The sequence below is a fragment of the Streptomyces sp. NPDC029169 genome (assembly GCF_055563935.1).
Genome location: NZ_JBVHXA010000002.1, coordinates 532,295 through 552,256 on the forward strand (window position 1 = coordinate 532,295; position 19,962 = coordinate 552,256).

24 protein-coding genes are annotated in these 19,962 nt (G+C 71.1%); 7 read left to right on the forward strand and 17 right to left on the reverse strand.

Annotated elements, in window-relative coordinates; all coding sequences use genetic code 11:
- The first annotated feature begins 84 nt into the window (after positions 1-84).
- Positions 85-1,413, forward strand: a complete 1,329-nt coding sequence (locus tag ACZ4VI_RS06290; protein ID WP_467997101.1) for a PP2C family protein-serine/threonine phosphatase — start codon at positions 85-87, stop codon at positions 1,411-1,413.
- A 52-nt stretch (positions 1,414-1,465) separates the two neighbouring features.
- Here ACZ4VI_RS06290 and ACZ4VI_RS06295 read toward each other — a convergent pair whose 3' ends face one another.
- The 5 genes from ACZ4VI_RS06295 to ACZ4VI_RS06315 all read right to left on the reverse strand — a co-directional run bounded on the left by ACZ4VI_RS06295 (position 1,466) and on the right by ACZ4VI_RS06315 (position 5,102).
- Positions 1,466-1,807: a DUF2516 family protein gene (locus tag ACZ4VI_RS06295; RefSeq protein ID WP_467997281.1), complete on the reverse strand. Its 342-nt coding sequence runs from the start codon at positions 1,805-1,807 to the stop codon at positions 1,466-1,468.
- Positions 1,808-1,907: 100 nt separating this feature from the next.
- A complete protein-coding gene (locus ACZ4VI_RS06300) occupies positions 1,908-2,474 on the reverse strand; it encodes a hypothetical protein (RefSeq protein WP_467997102.1) in 567 nt (188 codons plus the stop codon).
- Positions 2,475-2,502: 28 nt separating this feature from the next.
- A complete protein-coding gene (locus tag ACZ4VI_RS06305; protein ID WP_467997104.1) occupies positions 2,503-2,901 on the reverse strand; it encodes a helix-turn-helix domain-containing protein in 399 nt (132 codons plus the stop codon).
- 88 nt (positions 2,902-2,989) lie between these two features.
- Positions 2,990-4,435: a rifampin monooxygenase gene (gene rox, locus ACZ4VI_RS06310; RefSeq protein ID WP_467997105.1), complete on the reverse strand. Its 1,446-nt coding sequence runs from the start codon at positions 4,433-4,435 to the stop codon at positions 2,990-2,992.
- Between the two features lie 316 nt (positions 4,436-4,751).
- Positions 4,752-5,102 (reverse strand): winged helix-turn-helix transcriptional regulator, encoded by a 351-nt coding sequence (locus ACZ4VI_RS06315; RefSeq protein ID WP_467997106.1) that lies wholly within the window; start codon positions 5,100-5,102, stop codon positions 4,752-4,754.
- Positions 5,103-5,151: 49 nt separating this feature from the next.
- Between ACZ4VI_RS06315 and ACZ4VI_RS06320 the strand changes: the two genes are divergently transcribed.
- The 3 genes from ACZ4VI_RS06320 (at position 5,152) to ACZ4VI_RS06330 (ending at position 8,157) form a co-directional block, all read left to right on the forward strand.
- Positions 5,152-6,075: an NAD(P)-dependent oxidoreductase gene (locus tag ACZ4VI_RS06320; protein WP_467997107.1), complete on the forward strand. Its 924-nt coding sequence runs from the start codon at positions 5,152-5,154 to the stop codon at positions 6,073-6,075.
- A 40-nt stretch (positions 6,076-6,115) separates the two neighbouring features.
- Positions 6,116-6,601, forward strand: a complete 486-nt coding sequence (locus tag ACZ4VI_RS06325) for a MarR family winged helix-turn-helix transcriptional regulator (RefSeq protein WP_467997109.1) — start codon at positions 6,116-6,118, stop codon at positions 6,599-6,601.
- Between the two features lie 101 nt (positions 6,602-6,702).
- A complete protein-coding gene (locus ACZ4VI_RS06330; RefSeq protein WP_467997111.1) occupies positions 6,703-8,157 on the forward strand; it encodes an MFS transporter in 1,455 nt (484 codons plus the stop codon).
- On the opposite strand, the gene ACZ4VI_RS06335 is transcribed toward ACZ4VI_RS06330, so the two are convergent.
- Together ACZ4VI_RS06335 and ACZ4VI_RS06340 are read right to left on the reverse strand one after the other, a co-directional pair.
- On the reverse strand, positions 8,154-9,533 hold the full coding sequence (locus ACZ4VI_RS06335; protein ID WP_467997112.1) for a B12-binding domain-containing radical SAM protein: 1,380 nt from the start codon (positions 9,531-9,533) through the stop codon (positions 8,154-8,156). The two genes, ACZ4VI_RS06330 and ACZ4VI_RS06335, sit on opposite strands and share 4 nt — an antisense overlap.
- A gap of 20 nt (positions 9,534-9,553) precedes the next feature.
- The gene (locus ACZ4VI_RS06340; RefSeq protein WP_467997114.1) at positions 9,554-10,435 is read right to left on the reverse strand and encodes a DMT family transporter; all 882 of its coding nucleotides are present in this window, start codon (positions 10,433-10,435) and stop codon (positions 9,554-9,556) included.
- 72 nt (positions 10,436-10,507) lie between these two features.
- Here ACZ4VI_RS06340 and ACZ4VI_RS06345 point away from each other — a divergent pair, with 72 nt between their 5' ends.
- Positions 10,508-11,377 (forward strand): LysR family transcriptional regulator, encoded by an 870-nt coding sequence (locus tag ACZ4VI_RS06345; protein ID WP_467997115.1) that lies wholly within the window; start codon positions 10,508-10,510, stop codon positions 11,375-11,377.
- Positions 11,378-11,514: 137 nt separating this feature from the next.
- Here the strand turns inward: ACZ4VI_RS06345 and ACZ4VI_RS06350 are convergent, their stop codons facing one another.
- The 3 genes from ACZ4VI_RS06350 to ACZ4VI_RS06360 all read right to left on the reverse strand — a co-directional run bounded on the left by ACZ4VI_RS06350 (position 11,515) and on the right by ACZ4VI_RS06360 (position 13,829).
- A complete protein-coding gene (locus tag ACZ4VI_RS06350) occupies positions 11,515-12,759 on the reverse strand; it encodes a GNAT family N-acetyltransferase (protein WP_467997117.1) in 1,245 nt (414 codons plus the stop codon).
- A gap of 78 nt (positions 12,760-12,837) precedes the next feature.
- Positions 12,838-13,182, reverse strand: a complete 345-nt coding sequence (locus tag ACZ4VI_RS06355) for a pentapeptide repeat-containing protein (RefSeq protein WP_467997119.1) — start codon at positions 13,180-13,182, stop codon at positions 12,838-12,840.
- A gap of 68 nt (positions 13,183-13,250) precedes the next feature.
- Positions 13,251-13,829 (reverse strand): RsiG family protein, encoded by a 579-nt coding sequence (locus ACZ4VI_RS06360; protein ID WP_467997121.1) that lies wholly within the window; start codon positions 13,827-13,829, stop codon positions 13,251-13,253.
- A gap of 125 nt (positions 13,830-13,954) precedes the next feature.
- Here ACZ4VI_RS06360 and dtd point away from each other — a divergent pair, with 125 nt between their 5' ends.
- Positions 13,955-14,380: a D-aminoacyl-tRNA deacylase gene (dtd, locus tag ACZ4VI_RS06365; protein ID WP_467997123.1), complete on the forward strand. Its 426-nt coding sequence runs from the start codon at positions 13,955-13,957 to the stop codon at positions 14,378-14,380.
- A 3-nt stretch (positions 14,381-14,383) separates the two neighbouring features.
- On the opposite strand, the gene ygfZ is transcribed toward dtd, so the two are convergent.
- From ygfZ to ACZ4VI_RS06395, 6 genes are all read right to left on the reverse strand, one after another.
- A complete protein-coding gene (ygfZ, locus tag ACZ4VI_RS06370; protein ID WP_467997125.1) occupies positions 14,384-15,349 on the reverse strand; it encodes a CAF17-like 4Fe-4S cluster assembly/insertion protein YgfZ in 966 nt (321 codons plus the stop codon).
- A 10-nt stretch (positions 15,350-15,359) separates the two neighbouring features.
- A complete protein-coding gene (locus ACZ4VI_RS06375) occupies positions 15,360-15,797 on the reverse strand; it encodes a Fur family transcriptional regulator (protein ID WP_467997127.1) in 438 nt (145 codons plus the stop codon).
- Between the two features lie 69 nt (positions 15,798-15,866).
- Entirely contained in the window at positions 15,867-16,439 is a 573-nt protein-coding gene (locus tag ACZ4VI_RS06380) for a heme-binding beta-barrel domain-containing protein (protein WP_467997128.1), read from the reverse strand.
- Between the two features lie 227 nt (positions 16,440-16,666).
- Positions 16,667-17,590 (reverse strand): hypothetical protein, encoded by a 924-nt coding sequence (locus tag ACZ4VI_RS06385; protein ID WP_467997130.1) that lies wholly within the window; start codon positions 17,588-17,590, stop codon positions 16,667-16,669.
- A complete protein-coding gene (locus ACZ4VI_RS06390) occupies positions 17,587-18,429 on the reverse strand; it encodes a hypothetical protein (protein WP_467997132.1) in 843 nt (280 codons plus the stop codon). The genes ACZ4VI_RS06385 and ACZ4VI_RS06390 overlap by 4 nt, the downstream gene beginning before the upstream one ends.
- Before the next feature lie 17 nt (positions 18,430-18,446).
- On the reverse strand, positions 18,447-19,157 hold the full coding sequence (locus ACZ4VI_RS06395) for a hypothetical protein (RefSeq protein ID WP_467997134.1): 711 nt from the start codon (positions 19,155-19,157) through the stop codon (positions 18,447-18,449).
- Between the two features lie 154 nt (positions 19,158-19,311).
- On the opposite strand from ACZ4VI_RS06395, the gene ACZ4VI_RS06400 reads away from it, so the two are divergent.
- The gene (locus ACZ4VI_RS06400; RefSeq protein ID WP_467997135.1) at positions 19,312-19,674 is read left to right on the forward strand and encodes a DsrE family protein; all 363 of its coding nucleotides are present in this window, start codon (positions 19,312-19,314) and stop codon (positions 19,672-19,674) included.
- A gap of 1 nt (position 19,675) precedes the next feature.
- Here ACZ4VI_RS06400 and ACZ4VI_RS06405 read toward each other — a convergent pair whose 3' ends face one another.
- Entirely contained in the window at positions 19,676-19,939 is a 264-nt protein-coding gene (locus ACZ4VI_RS06405) for a DUF3099 domain-containing protein (protein ID WP_467997136.1), read from the reverse strand.
- Positions 19,940-19,962: the final 23 nt, after the last annotated feature.

Here is a 19,962-nt window from a genome sequence, read left to right on the forward strand (position 1 = left end):
GGGGTACCGCTATGGTCCCGGTCTGGCGGGACGTCGTTCGTCGTCCTGCCGCGCCCTCGGGGGGAGGGAAGGAAACCGCGACCGATGCCCGTACCCGTACCGCGTCAGAGAATCGTCTCTGCTGAAGCGCCCGGCGCTGTCACCGCTGCGCACGGTGCGACCACTGCGACCACTGCGACCGCTGCGACCGCTGCGACCAGTGCGGCCACTGCGACCACGGTGACCGCTGCGACAGGCACCGATCTCACCCTGCTGGTCGTCGAGGACGACCCGGCGGGTGCCCTCGCCGTACCCGAGATGCTCGACGCCGTGGACGGGACCCGCGTCCGGATCCGTACCGCCCGGAACCTCACCGAGGCGGAGCGGCTGCTCACCGACGACGTCCACTGCGTCCTGGTCGACCTGGCCCTGCCCGCCCCCCGCGCGACCGGCGACGACCCGCTCGCGCCTCTGCGCCACATCCTGCGCCTCGCGCCGCGCCACGCCGTCCTGGCGCTCGCGGCCTCGGCCGACGCGGAGCTGGCGGCGGAGGCGGTACGGGTCGGGGCGCAGGACCACCTCTTCCGCGAGGAGCTCGACGGCCGGCTCCTCAGCCGGGCGATCCGGTACGCGGTCGAGCGCAAGCGGGCCGACGCGGTGCAGGTGAAGCTGACCGAGTCACGGCTGCGGGCCCAGGAGAACGCCCGGCTTGAGCGCGGGCTGCTGCCCACCCCGCTCCTGGAGGGCTCCGACCTGCGGTTCGCCGCCCGCTACCGGCCCGGCCGGTCCCGCGCCCTGCTCGGCGGGGACTTCTACGACACCGTCCGTACGCCCGACGGCACGGTCCACGCGATGATCGGCGACGTCTGCGGGCACGGCCCGGACGAGGCGGCGCTGGGCGTGGAGCTGCGCATCGCGTGGCGGGCGCTGACCTTCGCGGGCCTGTGCGGGGACGAGCTGCTCTCCACCCTCCAGCAGGTCCTGGAGCACGAGCGGGAGAACGAGGAGATCTTCGCGACGCTCTGCACGGTCGACATCGCCCCGGACGGGCGCCGGGCGGGCCTCTGCCTGGCCGGACACCCCACCCCGCTGATCGCCCGCAAGGGCCGCCCGGCGCGGCTGCTCCCGTACGAGGACGGCGGCCCGGCCCTCGGCCTGCTGCCGCGCGCCCGCTGGCCGCGGCGCCAGGTGGAGCTGGGCGGGTCGTGGAGCCTGCTGATGTACACGGACGGCCTGATCGAGGGCCGCTCGGCGGGCCCCGGCTCGCCGCGGCTCGGCCAGGACGGGATGGTCGAGATGATCAACCGGCAGCTGGCGGAGGGCCTGCGGGGCGAGGAGCTCCTGGAGGCGGCGGTGGCGGAGGTGCGGTCACTGAACGGCGGGGAGCTGACGGACGACGTGGCGGTCCTGGCACTGGAAAGGGCCCGGGGATAGCCCCGGGCCCGTTTCCGCGCTCTGTCTGCTCTGTCGGTCTGCGCGCTGTCGCTCAGCGTCCGCCGTTGTAGGGACCGTACGGACCGTCGCTGCTGGAACCGCCGCGGCGGCCGCCGCCTCCGCCCGAGACCTGCTTGAGCGCGGGCCGGACGTCGACCATGAAGACGATGGCGGCGATGAGGCCGGCGATCTGCAGGAAGAGCATCGGCAGCAGCAGGTTCAGGGCCAGGTTGATGCCCAGGATGATCAGCCAGAACTTCTTGGTCTGCTTGTCGGCGGCACGGTAGGCGTCCTCGCGCGCCATGGCCGCGAAAACGAGCGCGGCGACCGCCATGCCGATGAAGACGAGACCGATCACCAGCCAGAGGATGGAATCGAATCCGTTGGCCAACATACTGAGCACCGCCTAGTGAGTGAGTGAAGCGCCTCGCGGCCAAGGTACCCGGTACAACGCACCGGCCACCCTCTTTGGTGCCCCGGATTACTTCTCGGGACTACTTCTCGGTGGCTGAGACCGTCTTCTTGGCGGGGGCCTTGCGGGCGGCGGGCTTGCGGGCGGCGGGCTTGGCAGCCTCGGCCTTCTTGGCCTCGGGCTGCGCCTCCTTGGTCTCCGCCTTGGCCTCCGGCTCCGGCTCGACGACCACGGCGATCTCGGTGATCTCCTCGGCCACCTCACCGCGCCACGCCTTCACGGCCTCCTCGCCGTGCGCGGCGACCTCCTCGTACTTCTCGCGCGCCTTGACCGCGTACTCGGCGGCGACGCCGACGCCGCGCAGGGCCAGGTCCTGGGCGGTCTCGCCGAGCTTCTTGAGGTCGGTGTCGAGGCTGCCGACGACCTCGGCGAACTTCGACTGCACGGTGGCCTGGGCCTCCTTGGCCCGGTCCGCGACCTTCTCCTGGACGGCCTTGGGGTCGGTCTTGCGCACGGCGTCGATGCGCGCGGGCGCCTCGGCGGCGATCTGCTCGATCAGCCCGGGGACCTTCTTGGCCTGCTGGACGGCGAGGTCGGCGGTACCGGCGGCGAAGTAGAGGGGGGTACGCAGTTCGTCGATGATGGCCATGGTGGTGGTCCTCCCGGATGTGTACGTACTAGCTCGCGGTGGGTTCGGCATCGGGAGTGGCGTCGTCCCCGGCGACCGCCTCGGCGGCGTTCTCCTTGCGGAAGGAGTCGTAGATCTGGAGCAGTACCTGCTTCTGCCGCTCGTTGATCGAGGGATCGGCGAGGATGACGGCACGCGTCTCCAGCTCCTCCCGCTCCTTCTCGTCGAGGATCCCGGCCCGCACGTACAGCGTCTCGGCAGAGATCCGCAGCGCCTTGGCGACCTGCTGCAACACCTCGGCGCTGGGCTTGCGCAGACCGCGCTCGATCTGGCTCAGATAGGGATTGGACACCCCGGCGGCCTCCGCGAGCTGCCGCAACGACAACTGCGCGGTGCGCCGCTGCTCACGGAGATACTCGCCAAGATTGCCGACGTTGAGTGATGCCATGCGGCGACGATCCCACCCCGCGCTAACTATTGCAAGCAGGCGCTTGCAATAGTGTCGCGTGTCACGGGGCGCCTGTCTGTACCAGGGCTCAGTCGGCGGCAGGGGCTCCGAACCACTTCGGCAGCACGGCGAGCAGATCCTGCTGGTCCTCGCCGGCCCAGGCCACGTGGCCGTCGGGGCGCAGCAGTACCGCCGGTGCGTCCAGTTCCTCGCTGACGTCCACGACGTGGTCGACGCGGTCCGCCCAGCCCGTCACCGAGAGGCGGCCGGTCTGGTCGAGGAGGAGGGCGCGGCCGGTGTGCATCAGCTCGTAGAGGCGGCCCTGCTTCAGGTGCACGTCCCGCAGGCGGCGGCCGAGGAGGTCGTGGCCCTCGCCGAAGTCGTAGCGGACGTCGACCGCGGTGATCATCCCGGTCACGTACCGGTTCACCTCCTCGAAGTCCATCAGCTTCGAGAACAGTTCGCGCAGCGCCGTCGCACCCGGGTCGGTCCCGAGGAGGGTGATCTGCGCGCGGGTGTTGTCCAGCACACGGGCGGCCACCGGGTGCCGTTCGGCGTGGTAGCTGTCGAGCAGCCCCTCCGGTGCCCAGCCGTCGACCGCGGCGGCCAGCTTCCAGCCGAGGTTGAACGCGTCCTGCACGCCGAGGTTGAGGCCCTGTCCGCCGGTCGGCGGGTGGATGTGCGCCGCGTCGCCGGCCAGCAGCACCCGGCCGACCCGGTAGCGCTCGGCCTGCCGGGTGGCATCGCCGAACCGGGACAGCCAGCGCGGCGCGTGCGCGCCGAAGTCGGTGCCCGCGACCGCCCGCAGCTGCTGCTTGAACTCCTCGAGGGTCGGCGCCGCGCGGTCCTCGGACACGCCGTCGGCGGGGACGATGAGGCGGTACGAGCCGTCCGCCTGGGGGACGGCGCCGAACCGCAGCTGGGTCTTCTGGACCTCCTCGACGACCGCGGCGACGGTCGCCGGATCCTCCGTCAACTCAATGTCACCCAGCAGCGTCTCGACGGTTGCGGGCTGACCGGGGAAACCGACCCCCAGCAGCTTGCGCACCGCGCTGCGGCCGCCGTCGCACCCGACGACGTAGCGCGAGCGCAGGCGCGTGCCGTCGACCAGCTCGACGGTCACCCCGGCCCCGGCCCCATCCTCGTCCTGGCTCAGCCCGACCACCTCGCGGCCCCGCCGGATCTCGGTACCGAGTTCGAGCGCATGCTCGTTGAGCAGCCACTCGGTGACCGGCTGCGGGGTGGCCAGGCCGTACGGGTGCGCCGTGTCCAGCCGGTCGGGCCACGGCTTCATGATGCCGCCGAAGAGACCGCCGGCCTGGAACTGCTCACTGACCGCACGGAACCGGTCCAGCAGGCCGCGCTGGTCCATCACCTCGACGCTGCGCGCGTGCAGGCCCTGCCCTCGGGACTCCTTGGTCGGCTCGGTCAGCTTCTCCAGCACGACCACGTGCACGCCGTGCAGTCGCAGCTCGGCGGCCAGCATCAAGCCGGTCGGTCCGCCGCCGACCACGATCACGTCTGTGTCGAACATGAAATCCCCCATTGCGCGCGGAGCTACTTGTTTTCGCTCGGTTCCGGCCTAGGCCGACGATTCTGCATCGCACCGGGGGCCTTGCCGCAAGGCCCCCGGTGCGCTATACGTTGGGAGTGGCAAGGAGTGGTTTTTCTCCTTGCCCTTTTTCGTTTCTCGGGGGCCGCGTTCGTTTCTCGATGGCCTTACGTACGCGCCATGTAGCCACTTTTTTGTGGGTACTTGGCGCCGGGCGGCGAGGCGGCGAACCTGGTGGAGGGCGGTCGCCGGGCCGCTTGGATCCCGGGAAGACGGAGGGGGTGACGGTGCGGATGTGTCAGGAGACCGAGCGGGCCTCGGTGAGCTTCTCCAGACGGCGGTGGCCCCACTCGGAGAGCGGAGCGAGCGCCTCCGCGAGTTCCCCGCCGAACTCCGTCAGGGTGTACTCGGTCTTCAGCGGAAGCGTGTCGTACACCTCGCGGTGCACCAGTCCGTCGGTCTCCATCTCACGGAGCGCCTGAGTCAGCACCTTCTCGCTGAGGCCGGGCAGCCGACGGCGCAGCTCGCCGGGACGTTGCGGACCGGATTCCAGGAGCCAGAGCAGGGCCGTCTTCCACTTTCCGTCGATCACGGCGATCGCGGCGGTCACTCCACAGACGTTCGTGTCCTGGGCCCGACTGCGCGTCACCCTCGCCCCATTTCTCACCAATCATCATCATTCTTACGGGAGTTGGACCATGTCCTCACACATCGATCAGCCCACCGTCCCCTCCGTCACCGTACTCGGTCTCGGACCCATGGGACGGGCCCTCGCGGGCGCCTTCCTGGACGCCGGGGTGCGCACCACCGTCTGGAACCGGACACCGGGCCGGGGCCGGGATCTGGTCGCGCGGGGTGCGGCAGGCGCCCCGTCGGCCGAGGAGGCGGTCGCGGCGAGCGGGCTGACCGTGGTCTGCGTCGTGAACTACGACGCGGCGGACGCCATTCTGCGGCGCGACGCGGTCACCGACGCGCTCAAGGGGCGCACGGTGGTCAACCTGACCGCCGACACGCCGGACCGGGCCCGGGACACCGCCGCGTGGGCGGCCGAGCACGGCGTCCGTTACCTGGACGGTGCGATCATGACGCCGACGGGCACTATCGGGACGCCGGAGGCGGTGTTCATCCACAGCGGCCCGGAGGAGCTCTACCGCGAGCACCGTCCCGTACTGGACGCCCTCGGGGGCACCCACACCCACCTCGGCGAGGAGATCGGCCGGGCGGCGGCCTACGACATCGCGCTGCTCGACATCTTCTGGACCGCCATGTCGGGGTACGCCCACGCCCTCGCGGTCGCACGGGCGGAGGGGATCACCGCGCGGGAGCTGGCACCGTTCGCGCGGGGCATCGGCTCGATCCTCCCGCCGATCTTCGACGCGACCGCCGAAGAGGTGGACAACGGCACCTTCTCGGGCGCGGACAACCCGCTCACCTCGGCGGCGTCGTCCATGGCCCACATCGTCCACGCCTCCGAAGCCCACGGCATCGACGCCGGCGTGATGCGCGCGGCCGAGGGCCTCGCGCGCCGCGCCATCGGGAAGGGCCACGGCGACGACGGGTTCATCCGGATCACCGAGCTCCTGGGCCGGGGTCCGAGGTACAGCATGTCGTCCGCTTCCTGATAATCCACGACGGATCGAGTCCGGTCGTACCCTGGCTGACATGACAGCCATGGCACCCACCCGCACCGAACCGGACCTGTCCTTCCTCCTGGACCACACCAGCCACGTCCTGCGTACGCAGATGAGCGCCGAGCTCGGGGAGATCGGGCTCACCCCGCGGATGCACTGCGTCCTCGTCCACGCCCTGGAGGAGGAGCGCACCCAGGCGCAGCTCGCCGAGATCGGGGACATGGACAAGACCACGATGGTGGTGACCGTCGACGCCCTGGAGAAGGCCGGGCTCGCCGAGCGCCGGCCGTCCAGCACCGACCGGCGGGCGCGGATCATCGCGGTCACGGAGGAGGGGGCGAAGGTCGCGGCGGAGAGCCAGAAGATCGTCGACCGGGTGCACGAGAGCGCCTTGACCTCCCTGCCCGCCGAGGAGCGCGAGGTGCTGCTGCGTGCACTGAACCGCCTGGTCACCGGGCATCTGGAGACGCCGGTGGAGGGTGCGAGGCCGGCTCGCAGGGCGCGTCAGAAGGGGTAGCGACCCGCGACCCAACGACCTCGATCCGTAAAAGATAGTCTGCAACAGAACTATCTGTTACGGTCTTTCCTGTTGCCTCGCCCACGACAGGAGAGACCGCAATGCCTGCCACGCCCAAGCCCTCCCTCGCCCTCGGCGTCCTGGCCACCGGGATGCTGATGACGATCCTCGACGGCAGCATCGTCACCGTCGCCATGCCGGCCATCCAGAGCGACGTCGGCTTCACCCCGGTCGGACTCAGCTGGGTCGTCAACGCCTACCTCATCGCCTTCGGCTCGCTGCTGCTCCTCGCGGGCCGCCTCGGCGACCTGATCGGCCGCAAGCGGATGTTCCTCGCGGGCACAGGGGTGTTCACCGCCGCCTCGCTCCTCGCCGGCGTCGCCGCCTCCCCCGGCATCCTGATCGCCGCCCGCTTCCTCCAGGGCGTCGGCAGCGCGATGGCCTCCGCCGTCAGCCTCGGCATCCTGGTCACGCTCTTCACCGAGCCCCGTGAACGCGCCAGGGCCATCGCCGTGTTCAGCTTCACCGGCGCGGCCGGCGCCTCCCTCGGGCAGGTCCTCGGCGGCGTCCTCACCGACGCGCTCACCTGGAACTGGATCTTCTTCATCAACCTCCCCATCGGCATCGCGACCCTCCTGGTCGCCCTCCTCGCCCTGCCCGGAGACCGCGGCCCGGGCCTGAAGGCGGGCGGCGGCGCGGACGTCGTCGGCGCGTTGCTCGTGACCGCCGGACTGATGCTCGGCATCTACGCGGTCGTCAAGATCGAGGAGTACGGCGCCGCTTCCGCCCACACCCTCGGCCTGGGCGCCCTCTCGCTCGCCCTCCTCGCCGCCTTCGTCGTCCGCCAGGGCAGGACCGCGAACCCGCTGATGCCGCTGCGGATCCTCCGCTCGCGCAGCGTCGCGGGCGCCAACCTCGTGCAGATGCTGATGGTCGCCGCCCTCTTCTCCTTCCAGATCCTCGTCGCGCTCTACCTCCAGAAGGTCCTCGGTTACGGCGCCGCCGAGACCGGTCTCGCGATGCTGCCGGCCGCGGCCGTCATCGGCGTGGTGTCCCTGGGCGTCTCGGCCCGCCTGATCGCCCGCTTCGGCGAGCGCGCCGTCCTGCTCACCGGCCTCGTCCTCCTCGTCGGCGTCCTCGGGCTGCTGACCCGCGTGCCCGTGCACGCCTCGTACGTCACCGACCTGCTGCCCGTGATGCTGCTGGCCGCCGGGTTCGGCCTCGCGCTCCCCGCCCTCACCTCGCTCGGCATGTCCGGCGCGAAGGAGGAGGACGCGGGCCTGGCGTCCGGCCTGTTCAACACCACCCAGCAGATCGGCATGGCGCTCGGCATCGCGGTCCTCTCCACCCTGGCCGCCTCCCGCACCGAGTCCCTCACCCGGGCCGGCCGCCCCGCCGCCGAGGCCCTGACCAGCGGCTACCACCTGGCCTTCGGGGTCGGAGCCGGTCTCCTCCTCGCCGCCCTCGCGGTCGCCTTCACCGTCCTGAAGGCCCTGAAGACCCCGAAGACCGACCCGCACAAGGTCGCCCGCCAGGAGGTCTCCCTCACTCCCTAGACCGGTTTCCGCCCGCCGAACGCCGACAGGGTCCGCTCCAGCGCCGGCATCGCCCGGACCACCCGCCGGGAGCGGATCAGGGCGTCCCAGGCGGGTTCGAGCTTCTTCCAGCCGCCCGCGTACGCGAGATGACGCATCCGCTCGTGCGGGCCCGGCTGGGCGGCGGCGCCCCTCCAGATGTTGCTCCAGCGGTAGAAGTCTCGGTACGCGCGCCAGTAGCCGTCCTCCAGTTGGCGCGGGGTCATGCCCACCGGGCGGTAGACCACGTGGCGGGTGTCGTAGAGGTCCCAGTCGCGGTGCACGATCCGGCCCTCCGCCTCCATCTGCTTCCACAGACCTGTGGACGGATACGGCGTCATGATGTGGAAGGTCGCCGTCTCGATGCCCTGCTCCACCGCCCACTCCACCGTCCGGTCGAAGACGTCCGGCCCGTCGTGGTCCAGGCCGAAGACGAAGCTGGCGTTCACCATCACGCCCACGTCGTGCAGCCGCCGGACCGCCGCGTCGTAGTCCCGTCCGATGTTCTGGTTCTTGCGGCGCTCCGCGAGGTTCGCGTCGTTCACCGTCTCGAAGCCGACGAACAGGCTGCGCAGCCCCGCCTCCGCCGCCTTCTCCAGCAGGTCCGGCTCAAGGACCGACTTCACCGTGCCGGCCGCCTGCCACAGCCGGCCCATCCCGCGCATCCCGTCGAACAGCGCCTCCGCGAACCGCCGGTTGCCAAGGAGATGGTCGTCCAGGAAGTACAGATGCCGCCCCGGCAGCCGCTCGATCTCGGCGAGCGCGTCGTCCACCGCCTGCGTGTAGAACGACTTGCCGCCCTCGAAGAACGCATCCTTGTAGCAGAAGTCGCAGTGGTGCGGGCAGCCGCGCGAGACCACGATCGAGTTCGGCACGAGGTAGAGGTGACGCTTGATCAGGTCCCGTCGTACGGGCGGCAGTCCGGCGAGCGTGCGCGTCCTGGAGTCATACCGGCGCAGCGGCGCCCCGTCCCGGAAGTCCTTCAGGAACAGCGGCCAGATGTCCTCACCCGGCCCGGTGAAGATCGTGTCGGCGTGCTGCGCCGCCTCCTCGGGCAGCGAGGTGACGTGCAGCCCGCCCATCGCCACGTGCACGCCGCGTGCGCGGAAGTGGTCGGCGATCTCGTAACTCCGGCGCGCGGAGGTGATGTACGGCTGGAGCACGAGCAGGTCGGGCGTGGGCAGGGACTCGATGTCGATCCGCTCGACGTGCTCGTCGTACAGGGTCACCTCGTCGTCCGGGTCGAGGTACCCGGCGAGCGTCGCGAGGCCCAGCGGCGGGAAGAGCGAGTACTTGATGGGCCGGAACAGCGGGCTCGTGGCCTCGGTCAGGGCGGGCAGGATCATCGTTACGCGCATGACAGCCCAGACTCGAACGGCTACGCGACTGGTTCCAGGACGCGCGGGACCCTCCGCGTCAGCCCCACCCCCACCAGCACCACGACCATCCCCGCCACCACCCGTACCGTCAGCGGCTCGTCGAGGACGAGAGCCCCTAGCGTCACCGACACCACCGGCAGCAGGTAGCCGACCGTCGCCGCGCTCGTCGGGCCCTCTTCCGCGATCATCCGGTAGTTGAGGTGGAAGGTGAGACCGGTCGCGAAGATCCCGAGGACGACGACCGCCCCCACCCCCGTCCACGTCGGCCGGCTGTCGCCGCCGGACGCCAGGGCGGGCAGGCTCAGGACCGTCGCCGCCAGCAGCTGCGCGGCGGAGAGCGCGAGCGGCGCGGTGCCCCGGCCGGCGAGCCGGCGGGCCATGTACGCGAAGGCCACCGCGTAGCTCGCCGAGGCCGCGAGCAGGGCGAGGGCACCCCGGCTCATCAGGCCGGCCCCGCTCCACGGGGCGAAGATCAGCAGGACGCCGGCGAAGCCGAGGACCAGACCGCCGAGCCGGGCCGCGGACAGGCCCCGGCGCTCCGTACCGAGCCCCAGGCCGATGAGCAGGGACCAGAGCGGGGTGGTGGCGTTCAGGACGCCCGCGACACCGCTGTCCACGGTCTGCTCGCCCAGGCTGAACAGGAAGAACGGCAGGGCGTTGCAGAAGAGGGCCGCGACCGCCAGCCGCCCCCAGGTCGCCCGGTCCCGGGGCAGCCGCTGCCCGGCCGCGTACGCGAGCGCGAGGAGCACGCCCGCGCCGAGCAGGCACCGTACGACGGTGATCCACCCCGGGGTGAGGCCGTGGTCGAGGGCCAGCTTGATCCACAGGAAGCCCGAGCCCCAGAGCAGGGCGAGCACACCCATCCGTAGCGCCGACGTCATGGCCTCCACGGTCCTCGCCCGGACTCGACAGGACAAGCGAAGGATCGTGCATCCAGCGTTAAGCTGTGCTACATGCTGGATGTGAGACGCATGCAGGTGCTCCGGGCCGTCGTCACCAGCGGCTCCGTCACCGCCGCCGCCGCGAACCTCGGTTACACCCCCTCCGCCGTGAGCCAGCAGATCGCGGTCCTGGAGAAGGAGGCCGGCATCGCCCTGCTCGAACGTTTCGGCCGGGGCGTCCGGCCCACCGCCGCCGGGCTGCTGCTCACCGAGCACGCGGCCGTGATCGGCCGCCAGGTCGCCGAGGCCGAGACCGCCCTCGCCGATCTGCGGGCCGGGCGCACCGGCCAGGTGACCGTCCGCTACTTCGCCACCGCGGGCGCCGATCTCGTCGCCCCCGCCCTGGCCCGCTTCCGTTCCGAACACCCGGGCGTACGGGTGGACTTGAGGATCACCGAGGGCGCGACGCGCGACGAGGAGGCGGACCTCACGCTCGTGGTACGCCCCCGGGGCGCGGCGGCCGACGGCGGCTTCCGCCTCGTCCATCTCCTCGACGACCCCTACCGCGTCGTCCTCCCCAAGGGCCACCGGTTCGCCGACCGCCGGCTCGTCGACCTCGCCGACCTCGCCGACGAGCCCTGGGTGGGCAGCGAGCGCCCCGGGCCGTGCCTCGACGCCGTCCTGGAGGCGTGCGCGGCGGCCGGGTTCACGCCGGACATCGCGGTGGAGTGCGAGGAGTACGCCACCGCCCAGGGCTTCGTCGCGGCCGGGCTCGGCATCAGCCTCATCCCCCTGACGGGCCTGGGCAGCCGCCACTCGAACGTGGTCGTCCGCCGCGTGCGCGGCCCGGAGCCGGTCCGCTCGATCCATGCGGCGGTACGGGAGTCCTCGCTGGCCCTGCCCGCCGTACGGGGTCTCCTGACCGCCCTTCAGGAGGCGTAAGCGCTCAGGCAGTCAGGCAGCGGCTCGCTGTGGACGACGTCGAGGCGGCAGACGGCCCGGGTGAGGACGACGTACAACGAAGTCCTGGCGGTTACGGCAGCGCCCAAGAGCCTGTTCCGGCGTCGAACCGCATGACGTCAGAATATGTCGGGGCACCACGGCCGGCGCGAGGCCCGCAGCAGCACGTCCGCACGGGCGGCGGCACCCGCCGTCAGCTCCTCGGCCCGGCCGAGCGCCGCGAGCCGTACGACCGACTCGTCACCGAGCGAGAGCGTGCCCAACTCGGCGATGTCCAGCGTCAGATCGGCCGGCTCGGTCGTACGGGAGCACTCCGCGCCCTCCGGAGAGGCGTCCAGCCGGTAGCGCCCGCCGGCCAGGCCGTCCGCGTCCCGCAGCTCCAGGACGAGGCTGCCGGAACCCGCGTACGTACGCCCCTCGAGGACCTTGGCGACATCCAGGACCCTGACCCACAGCATGTCGGCGTGGCTGAGGACCCTGGCCGCGCGCGGGTCGGGGAGGAGCAGGGGGAGGAGGTCGTCGGGGGCGCGGTAGCCGGACCTGACCCTCGTCACCCAGTCGATGGAGCACAGGTACCGCCACAGCGCCCGCTCGGCGGCCGGGGTGCAGGCGATCAGGTCCCGGACGGTCGCCGTGTTGACCGGCTGCTTGCCGTCGTCCCACTTGTCGTCCGACCGGTAGGAGGCATAGCCCTCGACCGCGCCGGACTCGGAGCGGTAGACCGCGTAGAACGGCTCGGTCCAGGGTTCTCCCTGGTAGCCGAGGCCGGTGCCGCGCTCCCAGTCCTTCGCGTCCCGGTTCGGGACGCCGGCCCGCACGCGGGCCAGGCGGCGGTGCACCTCGGGGCCGATCTTGCGGATCTCGGCGCCGTCGGAGAGGTCGATCGAGCCGCCGTCCTCGGGCCGCCCGGTACGGCGCGGGTCGAGCCCCGCGCGCGTCACGTCGACGTCCCACTCGGTGCCCCAGGTCGCGGGACCGAAGCCGTACCGTCCGTAGATCGGGTACTCGGCGGCGATGAGCGTGGCGACGGCGTCGCCCCGCTCCTTCGCGGCGGCGAGATCCGCCGCCATGACCCGGCGGAGCACGCCGCGCCGGCGGTGGGACGGCGAGACGGTCACCTGACTGACGGCGTCGGCGACGAGCGAGCCGCCGCCGACCGTGGACAGCTCCTGCGTGAACGTACGGAAGGTCGCGACGATCCGGCCCCGGTCGAAGACACCGAGCGTGCGGGAGAGGTCGACGTGCGCCAGCCACCACTCGACCTCCTCGTCCGTGACGACCGGCGGCCGGAGAAACCCGGTCTTGAGCGCCCGCCGCCAATCACCGAACTCGGACTCGCCCACCGGGCGTACCTCAAGACTCATACGGGCGAGGCTATGCGCGCCGAACGCCCCCCGCACCCGAGTTTCCCGGGAGGGGCGGGCGGGTCGGGGCCGGGTGGTTCAGGCCGGGCTCAGGTGGGCGACAGGCAGGCGCGGCTCAGGCCGACACGGATGCGGCCTGCACAGCTCCTGCCCGCGCAGCTCCCGCCCGCGCAAGTCCAACCCGCGCAGGTCCGGCCCCCGCAGCCCCGGCACGCGCAGGTCCCGCCCGCGCAGCTCCTGCCCGCGCAGCCCCGGCACGCGCAGCTCCCGCCCGCGCAGGTCCGGCCCCCGCAGCCCCGGCACGCGCAGCTCCCGCCCGCGCAGCTCCTGCCCGCGCAGCCCCGGCACGCGCAGCTCCCGCCCGCGCGAGTCCGGACCGCGCAGGTCCCGCCCCCGCAAGTCCCGCCCCCGCAAGTCCGGCACCCGCAGGTCCCGCCCCCGCAGCCCCGGCACCCGCGGGTCCGGCACCCGCAGGTGCCGGGGCTGCGCGGTCAGGCCAGCAGGTCGTCGACCTGGGCCTCGCCCTCGCGGTAGCGGCGGGTGATCTCCGCGCTGCAGTCGTCGGCCGTCCGCTGGAGCTCCTGCCGCCGCCGCGAGATCTGCTGCTCGTACCCCGCGAGCCGCCCCATCGCCGCGTGCAGCTCGTCGTCCGTCCGCGCCCCGAGATCGGACAGTTCGACCTCCGAGAGCATCTCCGCCGCGAGCCGCCGGTACTCCTCGCTCCGCGGCGTCGACAGCGTCACGTGCCGCGCCGACGAGCCGCGCCGCGACGGCGCGTCCGCGAGGATCTCCGACAGCCGGTCCAGGACCGGCGACTCCGGATCCGTCCGCCGGGCCAGCTCCGCCCGCAGGATGTCGATACGGCCCTGCAGCATCCGCCGCACATAGCTGAGGTCCGCCTCGTCGCCCTGCGCGTCCCGACGCAGCGCGCGCAGCTCCGGCAGCCGCAGGGCGGCGATGTCCGGCTGCCGCCGCTCCGGCAGCGCGGGCGCGCCGGCCGTCCGCTGCGCGGGCGGTCGTACGCCTACTCCCAAACGGGCCGGCGTCTGCCCGGCGCCAGGTGCACTCATGTGAATCGTCCCCTCGACCGGTGCGGAGCGCACCGCCTCCAGGCATGGTGCCACTCCCACACGCGCGCGTGCAGGCGCTCTGCACCCGTTCAGCCCCTATGCGCCGGGTCGGTAGGTTGGTGTTTATGCGTGCAGTGGTGCAGAGGGTGGACGGCGCAAGCGTCGTCGTGGCGGGCGAGACCGTCGGCGAGATCGTCGGCGAGGGGCTGTGTGTGCTGGTGGGAGTCACCCACGACGACACCCCGGAGAAGGCGGCACAGCTGGCCAGAAAGCTGTGGTCCGTCCGGATTCTGGAGGGAGAGAAATCCTGTTCGGACGTTAATGCGCCCTTGTTGGTGATTTCTCAGTTCACCCTCTACGGGGATGCCCGCAAGGGCCGCAGGCCCACCTGGAACGCCGCCGCGCCCGGCTCGGTCGCGGAGCCGCTCGTCGACGAGGTCGTGGCGCGGCTGCGGGAGATGGGCGCGCACGTGGAGACGGGCCGGTTCGGAGCGGCGATGCGCGTCTCGCTCACGAATCACGGCCCGTTCACGGTCCTGATCGAGGTCTGAGGCCTACGGCTCGACGACCGTCTCCTGCGCGGCGGCCGTCTCCCCGGCCATCAGCTCCGCGTCCACCGGCACGTTCCGCTTCACCAGCGCCAGCGCGATCGGCCCCAGCTCGTGGTGGCGGCCAGAGGTCGTGATGAAGCCCAGCTGGCGGCCCTCGGCGCCGTCCGACGCGAGCCGGATCGGGGTGCCGTGGCCCGGCAGATGCACCTCGCTGCCGTCCAGGTGCAGGAAGACGAGCCGGCGCGGCGGCTTCCCCAGGTTGTGGACGCGCGCGACGGTCTCCTGCCCGCGGTAGCAGCCCTTCTGCAGATGGACCGCGCTGCCGATCCAGCCCAGCTCGTGCGGGATGGTCCGGTGGTCGGTCTCGAAGCCGAGCCGCGGCCGGTGCGCCTCGATCCGCAGAGCCTCGTACGCGAGGATCCCGGCGGCCGGCCCGTGCGTAGCGGCGAAGGACTCCAGCTCCGCGCGCGGCAGGAACAGATCGCGGCCGTGCGGGGTCTCCCGTACGAGAACACCCTCCGGCACCCCGGCGATGGAACCGGCCGGCAGATGGACGACCGCGAACTCGTCCGTACGGTCGGCGACCTCGACCCGGTAGAAGAACTTCATCGACTCCAGATAGGCGATGAGCTCGTCCTGCGTGCCGGGCTCCACATGCGCCCAGACCGTCTCGCCGTCGTCGACGAGGTACAGCGCGTGCTCGATGTGACCGTGGGCGGAGAGGATCAGCGCCTCGGTGGCCTGTCCGGGCGGCAGCTCGCTGACGTGCTGGGTGAGCAGCAGATGCAGCCAGCTCAGCCGGTCGTCCCCGGAGACGGTGACGACACCGCGGTGCGAGAGGTCGACGAAACCGTCACCGGCGGCGAGGGCGCGCTGCTCGCGGAACAGGTCGCCGTAGTGCGCGGCGACGCCTTCGTCGCGGCCTTCGGCGGGGACGGCGCCGGGCAGGGACAGCAGAGGGCTCTTCATAGGGGAAAGCCTACGACTGCGAACCGGCGTCCTTGTTCGAGCAGTCCTGGCACCGGCCGAAGATCGCGAAATGCTTCATGTCCGTCTCGAACCCGAAGGTCTCCCGGAGCTTCGCCTTGAACTCGGCCGCGATCTCGACATCCGCCTCGATGACGTTCGTACAGTCCCGGCAGACCAGATGGAGGTGGTGGTGCCGGTCGGCAAGGTGGTACGTCGGCGCGCCGTGCCCCAGGTGGGCGTGGCTGACCAGACCGAGCTCTTCCAGGAGCTCCAGGGTCCGGTACACGGTGGAGATGTTCACACCGGAGGCCGTCTTGCGGACCTCGCCCAGGATGTCGTCGGGCGTCGCGTGCTCGAGCGTGTCGACAGCCTCCAGGACAAGCTGGCGCTGGGGCGTCAGCCGGTAACCACGCTGCCGCAGGTCGCTCTTCCAGTCGGTGCTCACCACGCCCCCCAGTGTATGGAGGGCGTGGCGGAATCCCGAGCGGTCTCGAGGTCTTGCTTGATGCTCGACGTCTTACTTGAAGAAGGCGATGCCGTCGTCCGGCAGATCGCCCAGGCCGCGCGCCATCTCCGCGACCTCCTCGGGCGTCACGACCTTCTTCAGGTGCGCCGACATGTACGGGCGCAGCGGGACCTCGGGGGTCGCCTTCTCGCCCACCCACATGAGGTCGCCCTTGACGTAGCCGTAGAGCCGCTTGCCGCCGCTGTACGGGCCGGAGGCCGCGGTGCGCGCCACGGCGTCCGTCACCAGGTCGATCTGCGGCTTCTTGTCGGCGAGGTCGCCGTACCAGATCTCCACGATGCCCTGGTCGCGGACCATCACGATCTCGACCTTGCGGTCCTTGTCGACCCGCCAGTAGCCGCTCTCGCTCTCCAGCGGGCGGATCTGGTTGCCGTCGTTGTCGAGGACCCAGGAGTGCGAGCGGTACTCGATGAAGTCACGGCCGTCGTGGCTGAACGTCACGGACTGACCGAAGTTGCACTTCTCGGCACCGGGGAAGTCGGCCACGCCCGCGCCTTCCCACGTCCCGAGGAGGAACGCGAGGGGGACGAGGTCCGGGTTGAGGTCGGACGGGATCTGGATCATCAGCAGCTCTGTCGATCTGTAGAGGTGATTAGCGCTGGCCCTGGTACAGCTTCTTCACGGCCAGACCGGTGAACGCGAGCACGGCGACACAGACCAGGGCCAGGAGAACTTCGAAGAAGATGATCACGGGTGTGCTCCTCGAATGAGCGTGAAGGCAGAACGGGCCGGACCCCAGCTTACTGGGCGGGGGCCCGGACCGTTCTGTGAGGTGGGACAAGGTCTGCGGATCAGCCCAGGAGCTGGGCCTGCAGGGCGACGGTCTGCTGGAACGGGACCGTGAGCGCCTCTCCCTTACGGGACTGGGTGACCAGCGCCAGGGTGTCGCCGGCCTGGATGTAGGCCCAGCGGGTCTGCTCGGGGCCGTAGGGCTTCGGCTCCTCGTACGCGTACGTGTCGGTGTACGGCACCGTGACCTGGGTCGCCAGCTCGTCGTAGATGTCCGCCGCCTCGACGCCGTCCAGGAGGGTCTCGTCGGTCTCGCCGAAGTTCAGCCCGTAGTCCTTGAAAGCCTCGGCGAAGGCCACCGAGTTGAACCGCAGCAGGTGGATCCGGGTCGTGGTGCCGTCCGGAGTCGTCCAGCCGCGGGCGGCGATGTGCCGCAGGGCGGAGTCGGCCAGTGCGTCCTTCAGCTCGGCGCGGCGGTCCTTGCCGTAGAGGGAGAGGTACTGGTCCACGGTGACCCAGCCGCCGTTCAGCTTCGGATCGGCGGTGGCGCCGGCTGGGGCGGGCAGGAGGAGCTTGCGCGGGTCCGCGTGGTGGACCTCGCCCTCATTGCCGAGCGTGTAGGGGCGCGGCGTGCCCTCGGGGAGGGCGGGGAGGCTGAGCTTCGGGTAGTCCCAGCGGCCGTCGTGCTCGGTGGCGAGACCGGGCACGTCGGTGCGCTCCATGGACGTGATGCCGAGCGCGGTTCCGGCCCCGACGCCTCCGCAGACCACGACGGCGGCGGTCCAGCGGGCGACGGCCCACAGGAGGGGGCGGCGGGAACGCGGGGGCGCGGGCGCCTCGGCGTCGGGGGTGGCCGCCTCGGGCGCGGGGGCCTGGGCGTCGGGGGCGACCGCCTCGGGGGCCTCGGACACGAGGGCCCCAGACACGGGTGCCTCGGGGGCCTCGGGCGTCTCGGGCACGGGGGCCTCGGTCGTCTGCTCGGTCATACGTACTCCCCCGGGGACGTGATGTGGTCGAGCTGCTTCTTCACCAGACCCGCGACCTCGGACCTGTCGAGCGGCTTCCCGCCCATGGCGCTGACCGTGACCAGGTTCTCGGCGTCGTACGCCACGCAGAACATCCCGTCCAGCTCCTCCTCCGCCTCCTCCTTGTTCTTCTCCTTGCTCTTGGGAGCGAGGAAGCAGGCGGAGTTCTTGTGCCCGGCGACCTTCGGGCCCTTGGGCAGCTCCAGGAGCTCGGCGAGTTCCGTACGGAGCTCGTACATGTCCCGGATCAGCTTCTTGTCCTTCATGCGCGCGACCGTCACCGTCACCACAGAGCTCTCGTCCATGCCGACGAAGGAGCGGGCGGCGACCCCCTTGAGGCCGATCTTCTCGACCCGCTTCTCGAACTCACGCCGCTTCTTGCCCGCGAGCCCCTTGCCCTCGGCCTTGAGCTGGGCGACGGCCTGCGCCTCGGACAGCTCGGAATCGTTGCCGTACTCGTCCATGTCAGGGCCGAGCCGATAGCCGTCCGGTACCGGGAGCAGCAGCTTGCTCAGCTCCGTCGTCGCCCTGCCGCGGGTGACGGCGGTCTTCGCCGGGTCCTCGCCCTGCGACTTCGGCTCCTCCCAGACGATCGTCGGCGCACTGCGGTCGGCGGAGGAGACGGTCACGCCGGTGTACGTCAGGCCACCGCCGACCGTGCCCACGACGAGGACGGCGGGCAGGACGACGGTCAGCAGCTTGCGCCCGCGGACGCGCTTCTTCGGCTCCTCGGCGGACACGTCATCGGTCACGTCGTCGGACACGTCATCGATCACGCCGTCGGCCAGATCGTCGGTCACGGTGCTCCGGTCCTCGCTCACAGGCGCCCCAGCTGCTGCTCGGCCACCGAACTGATGTCCTTCTTGGAGATCTTCTTGGTGTCGTACATGAAGATCGCGACCATGACGTCGCCGCGCTGGAAGTAGGCCCTGGCCTCGTAGCGATCCAGGTAGCCCGCCTCCTTCTCCACCGGGAAGACGTAGAAGCGGCCGTTGGTGGAGCCCCTGAGTGCGTCGCCCCCGTAGCCGGCGTAGTCCTCGTCCGGCATGTAGTCCATCTGGCTTTCGGCATGGTCCAGCGCGCCCTGCTCGGCGCTGGGCCGGTACTGCACGAGGCGGATCTCGGTGGAACGGTGCTCACCGGTCGTCCACGCGGTGACGGCGACGCGCCGGATCCCCTGCTCCAGCTGGTACGACAACGCCCTTTGGGGCGAGTTGAACTCGGAGGCGTACTCGGTGGCCGACATCCAGCCGTCACCGATCGGGAACTCCGGAGCCTTCGCGCCGGCCGGCTTCGGGAGCAGCAGCTTTCGCAGGTCCCCGTCCGTCTTGACCTTGCGGTCCTCGGCGGCCGTCAGCGGCTCCAGGACCTGCCCCTTCGGCAGCGGCTTCGGGTACGCGAGGTCCGGCTGGTTCAGGGCGGGCAGCGGCGTCGGCTCACGCTCGGCCTGGATTCCGTATCCGACCGCCGTACCGCCAACAGCGCCGAGTACGGCGGCGACGGCGATCAGCGCGACCGTGCGCCCCACTCTCCGCTTGGGAACGGATTTCGGATATTGGATACTTTCTTGGGTATTCAAGGCCCCCCCACGAGACCGTAACGGCGGATTCCGTTAATCCGCGCACCCACCTGACAGGTGAGTGGTACATGAGGTTGCACTGCTTCGCATTACAGTTCGGTACATGGCGAAGAAGCTCGTGATCAAGGTGACCGCCGGGGCCGACGCCCCCGAACGCTGCTCCCAGGCCTTCACCGTGGCGGCCGTCGCCGTTGCCAGTGGGGTCGAGGTCTCGCTCTGGCTGACGGGCGAGTCGTCGTGGTTCGCGCTCCCGGGCCGCGCGGCCGAGTTCGAACTCCCGCACGCCGCCCCGCTCCCGGACCTGCTCGGCTCGATCCTGGCCGCCGGCCGGATCACGCTCTGCACCCAGTGCGCGGCCCGCCGCGAGATCACGGAGAAGGACGTCCTGGAGGGCATCCGCATCGCCGGCGCCCAGGTCTTCGTCCAGGAAGCCATGACGGACGACACCCAGGCCCTGGTGTACTGAGTCAGCTCTCCCGACGCTTCTTCCCGTCGAGCTCGTCCCACCACTCATCGGACTGCGGATCCCCGGACGGATCGTCCCACCAGCGGTCCTCCGGTCCCCGCCGGTTCGCGATCATCGCGGCGACCGGCGGGATGAGCATGGCGACGACGCACATCCCGATGGCCACGGGCATCGAGAACAGCCGCACAACGGCCCAGGCCCCGACGAACAGCACCAGGCAGACGCCCATCATCCAGAAGTAGGCGTGCCGACGACGCGCATACATACATCCAGGTTATGCCGGGGCAG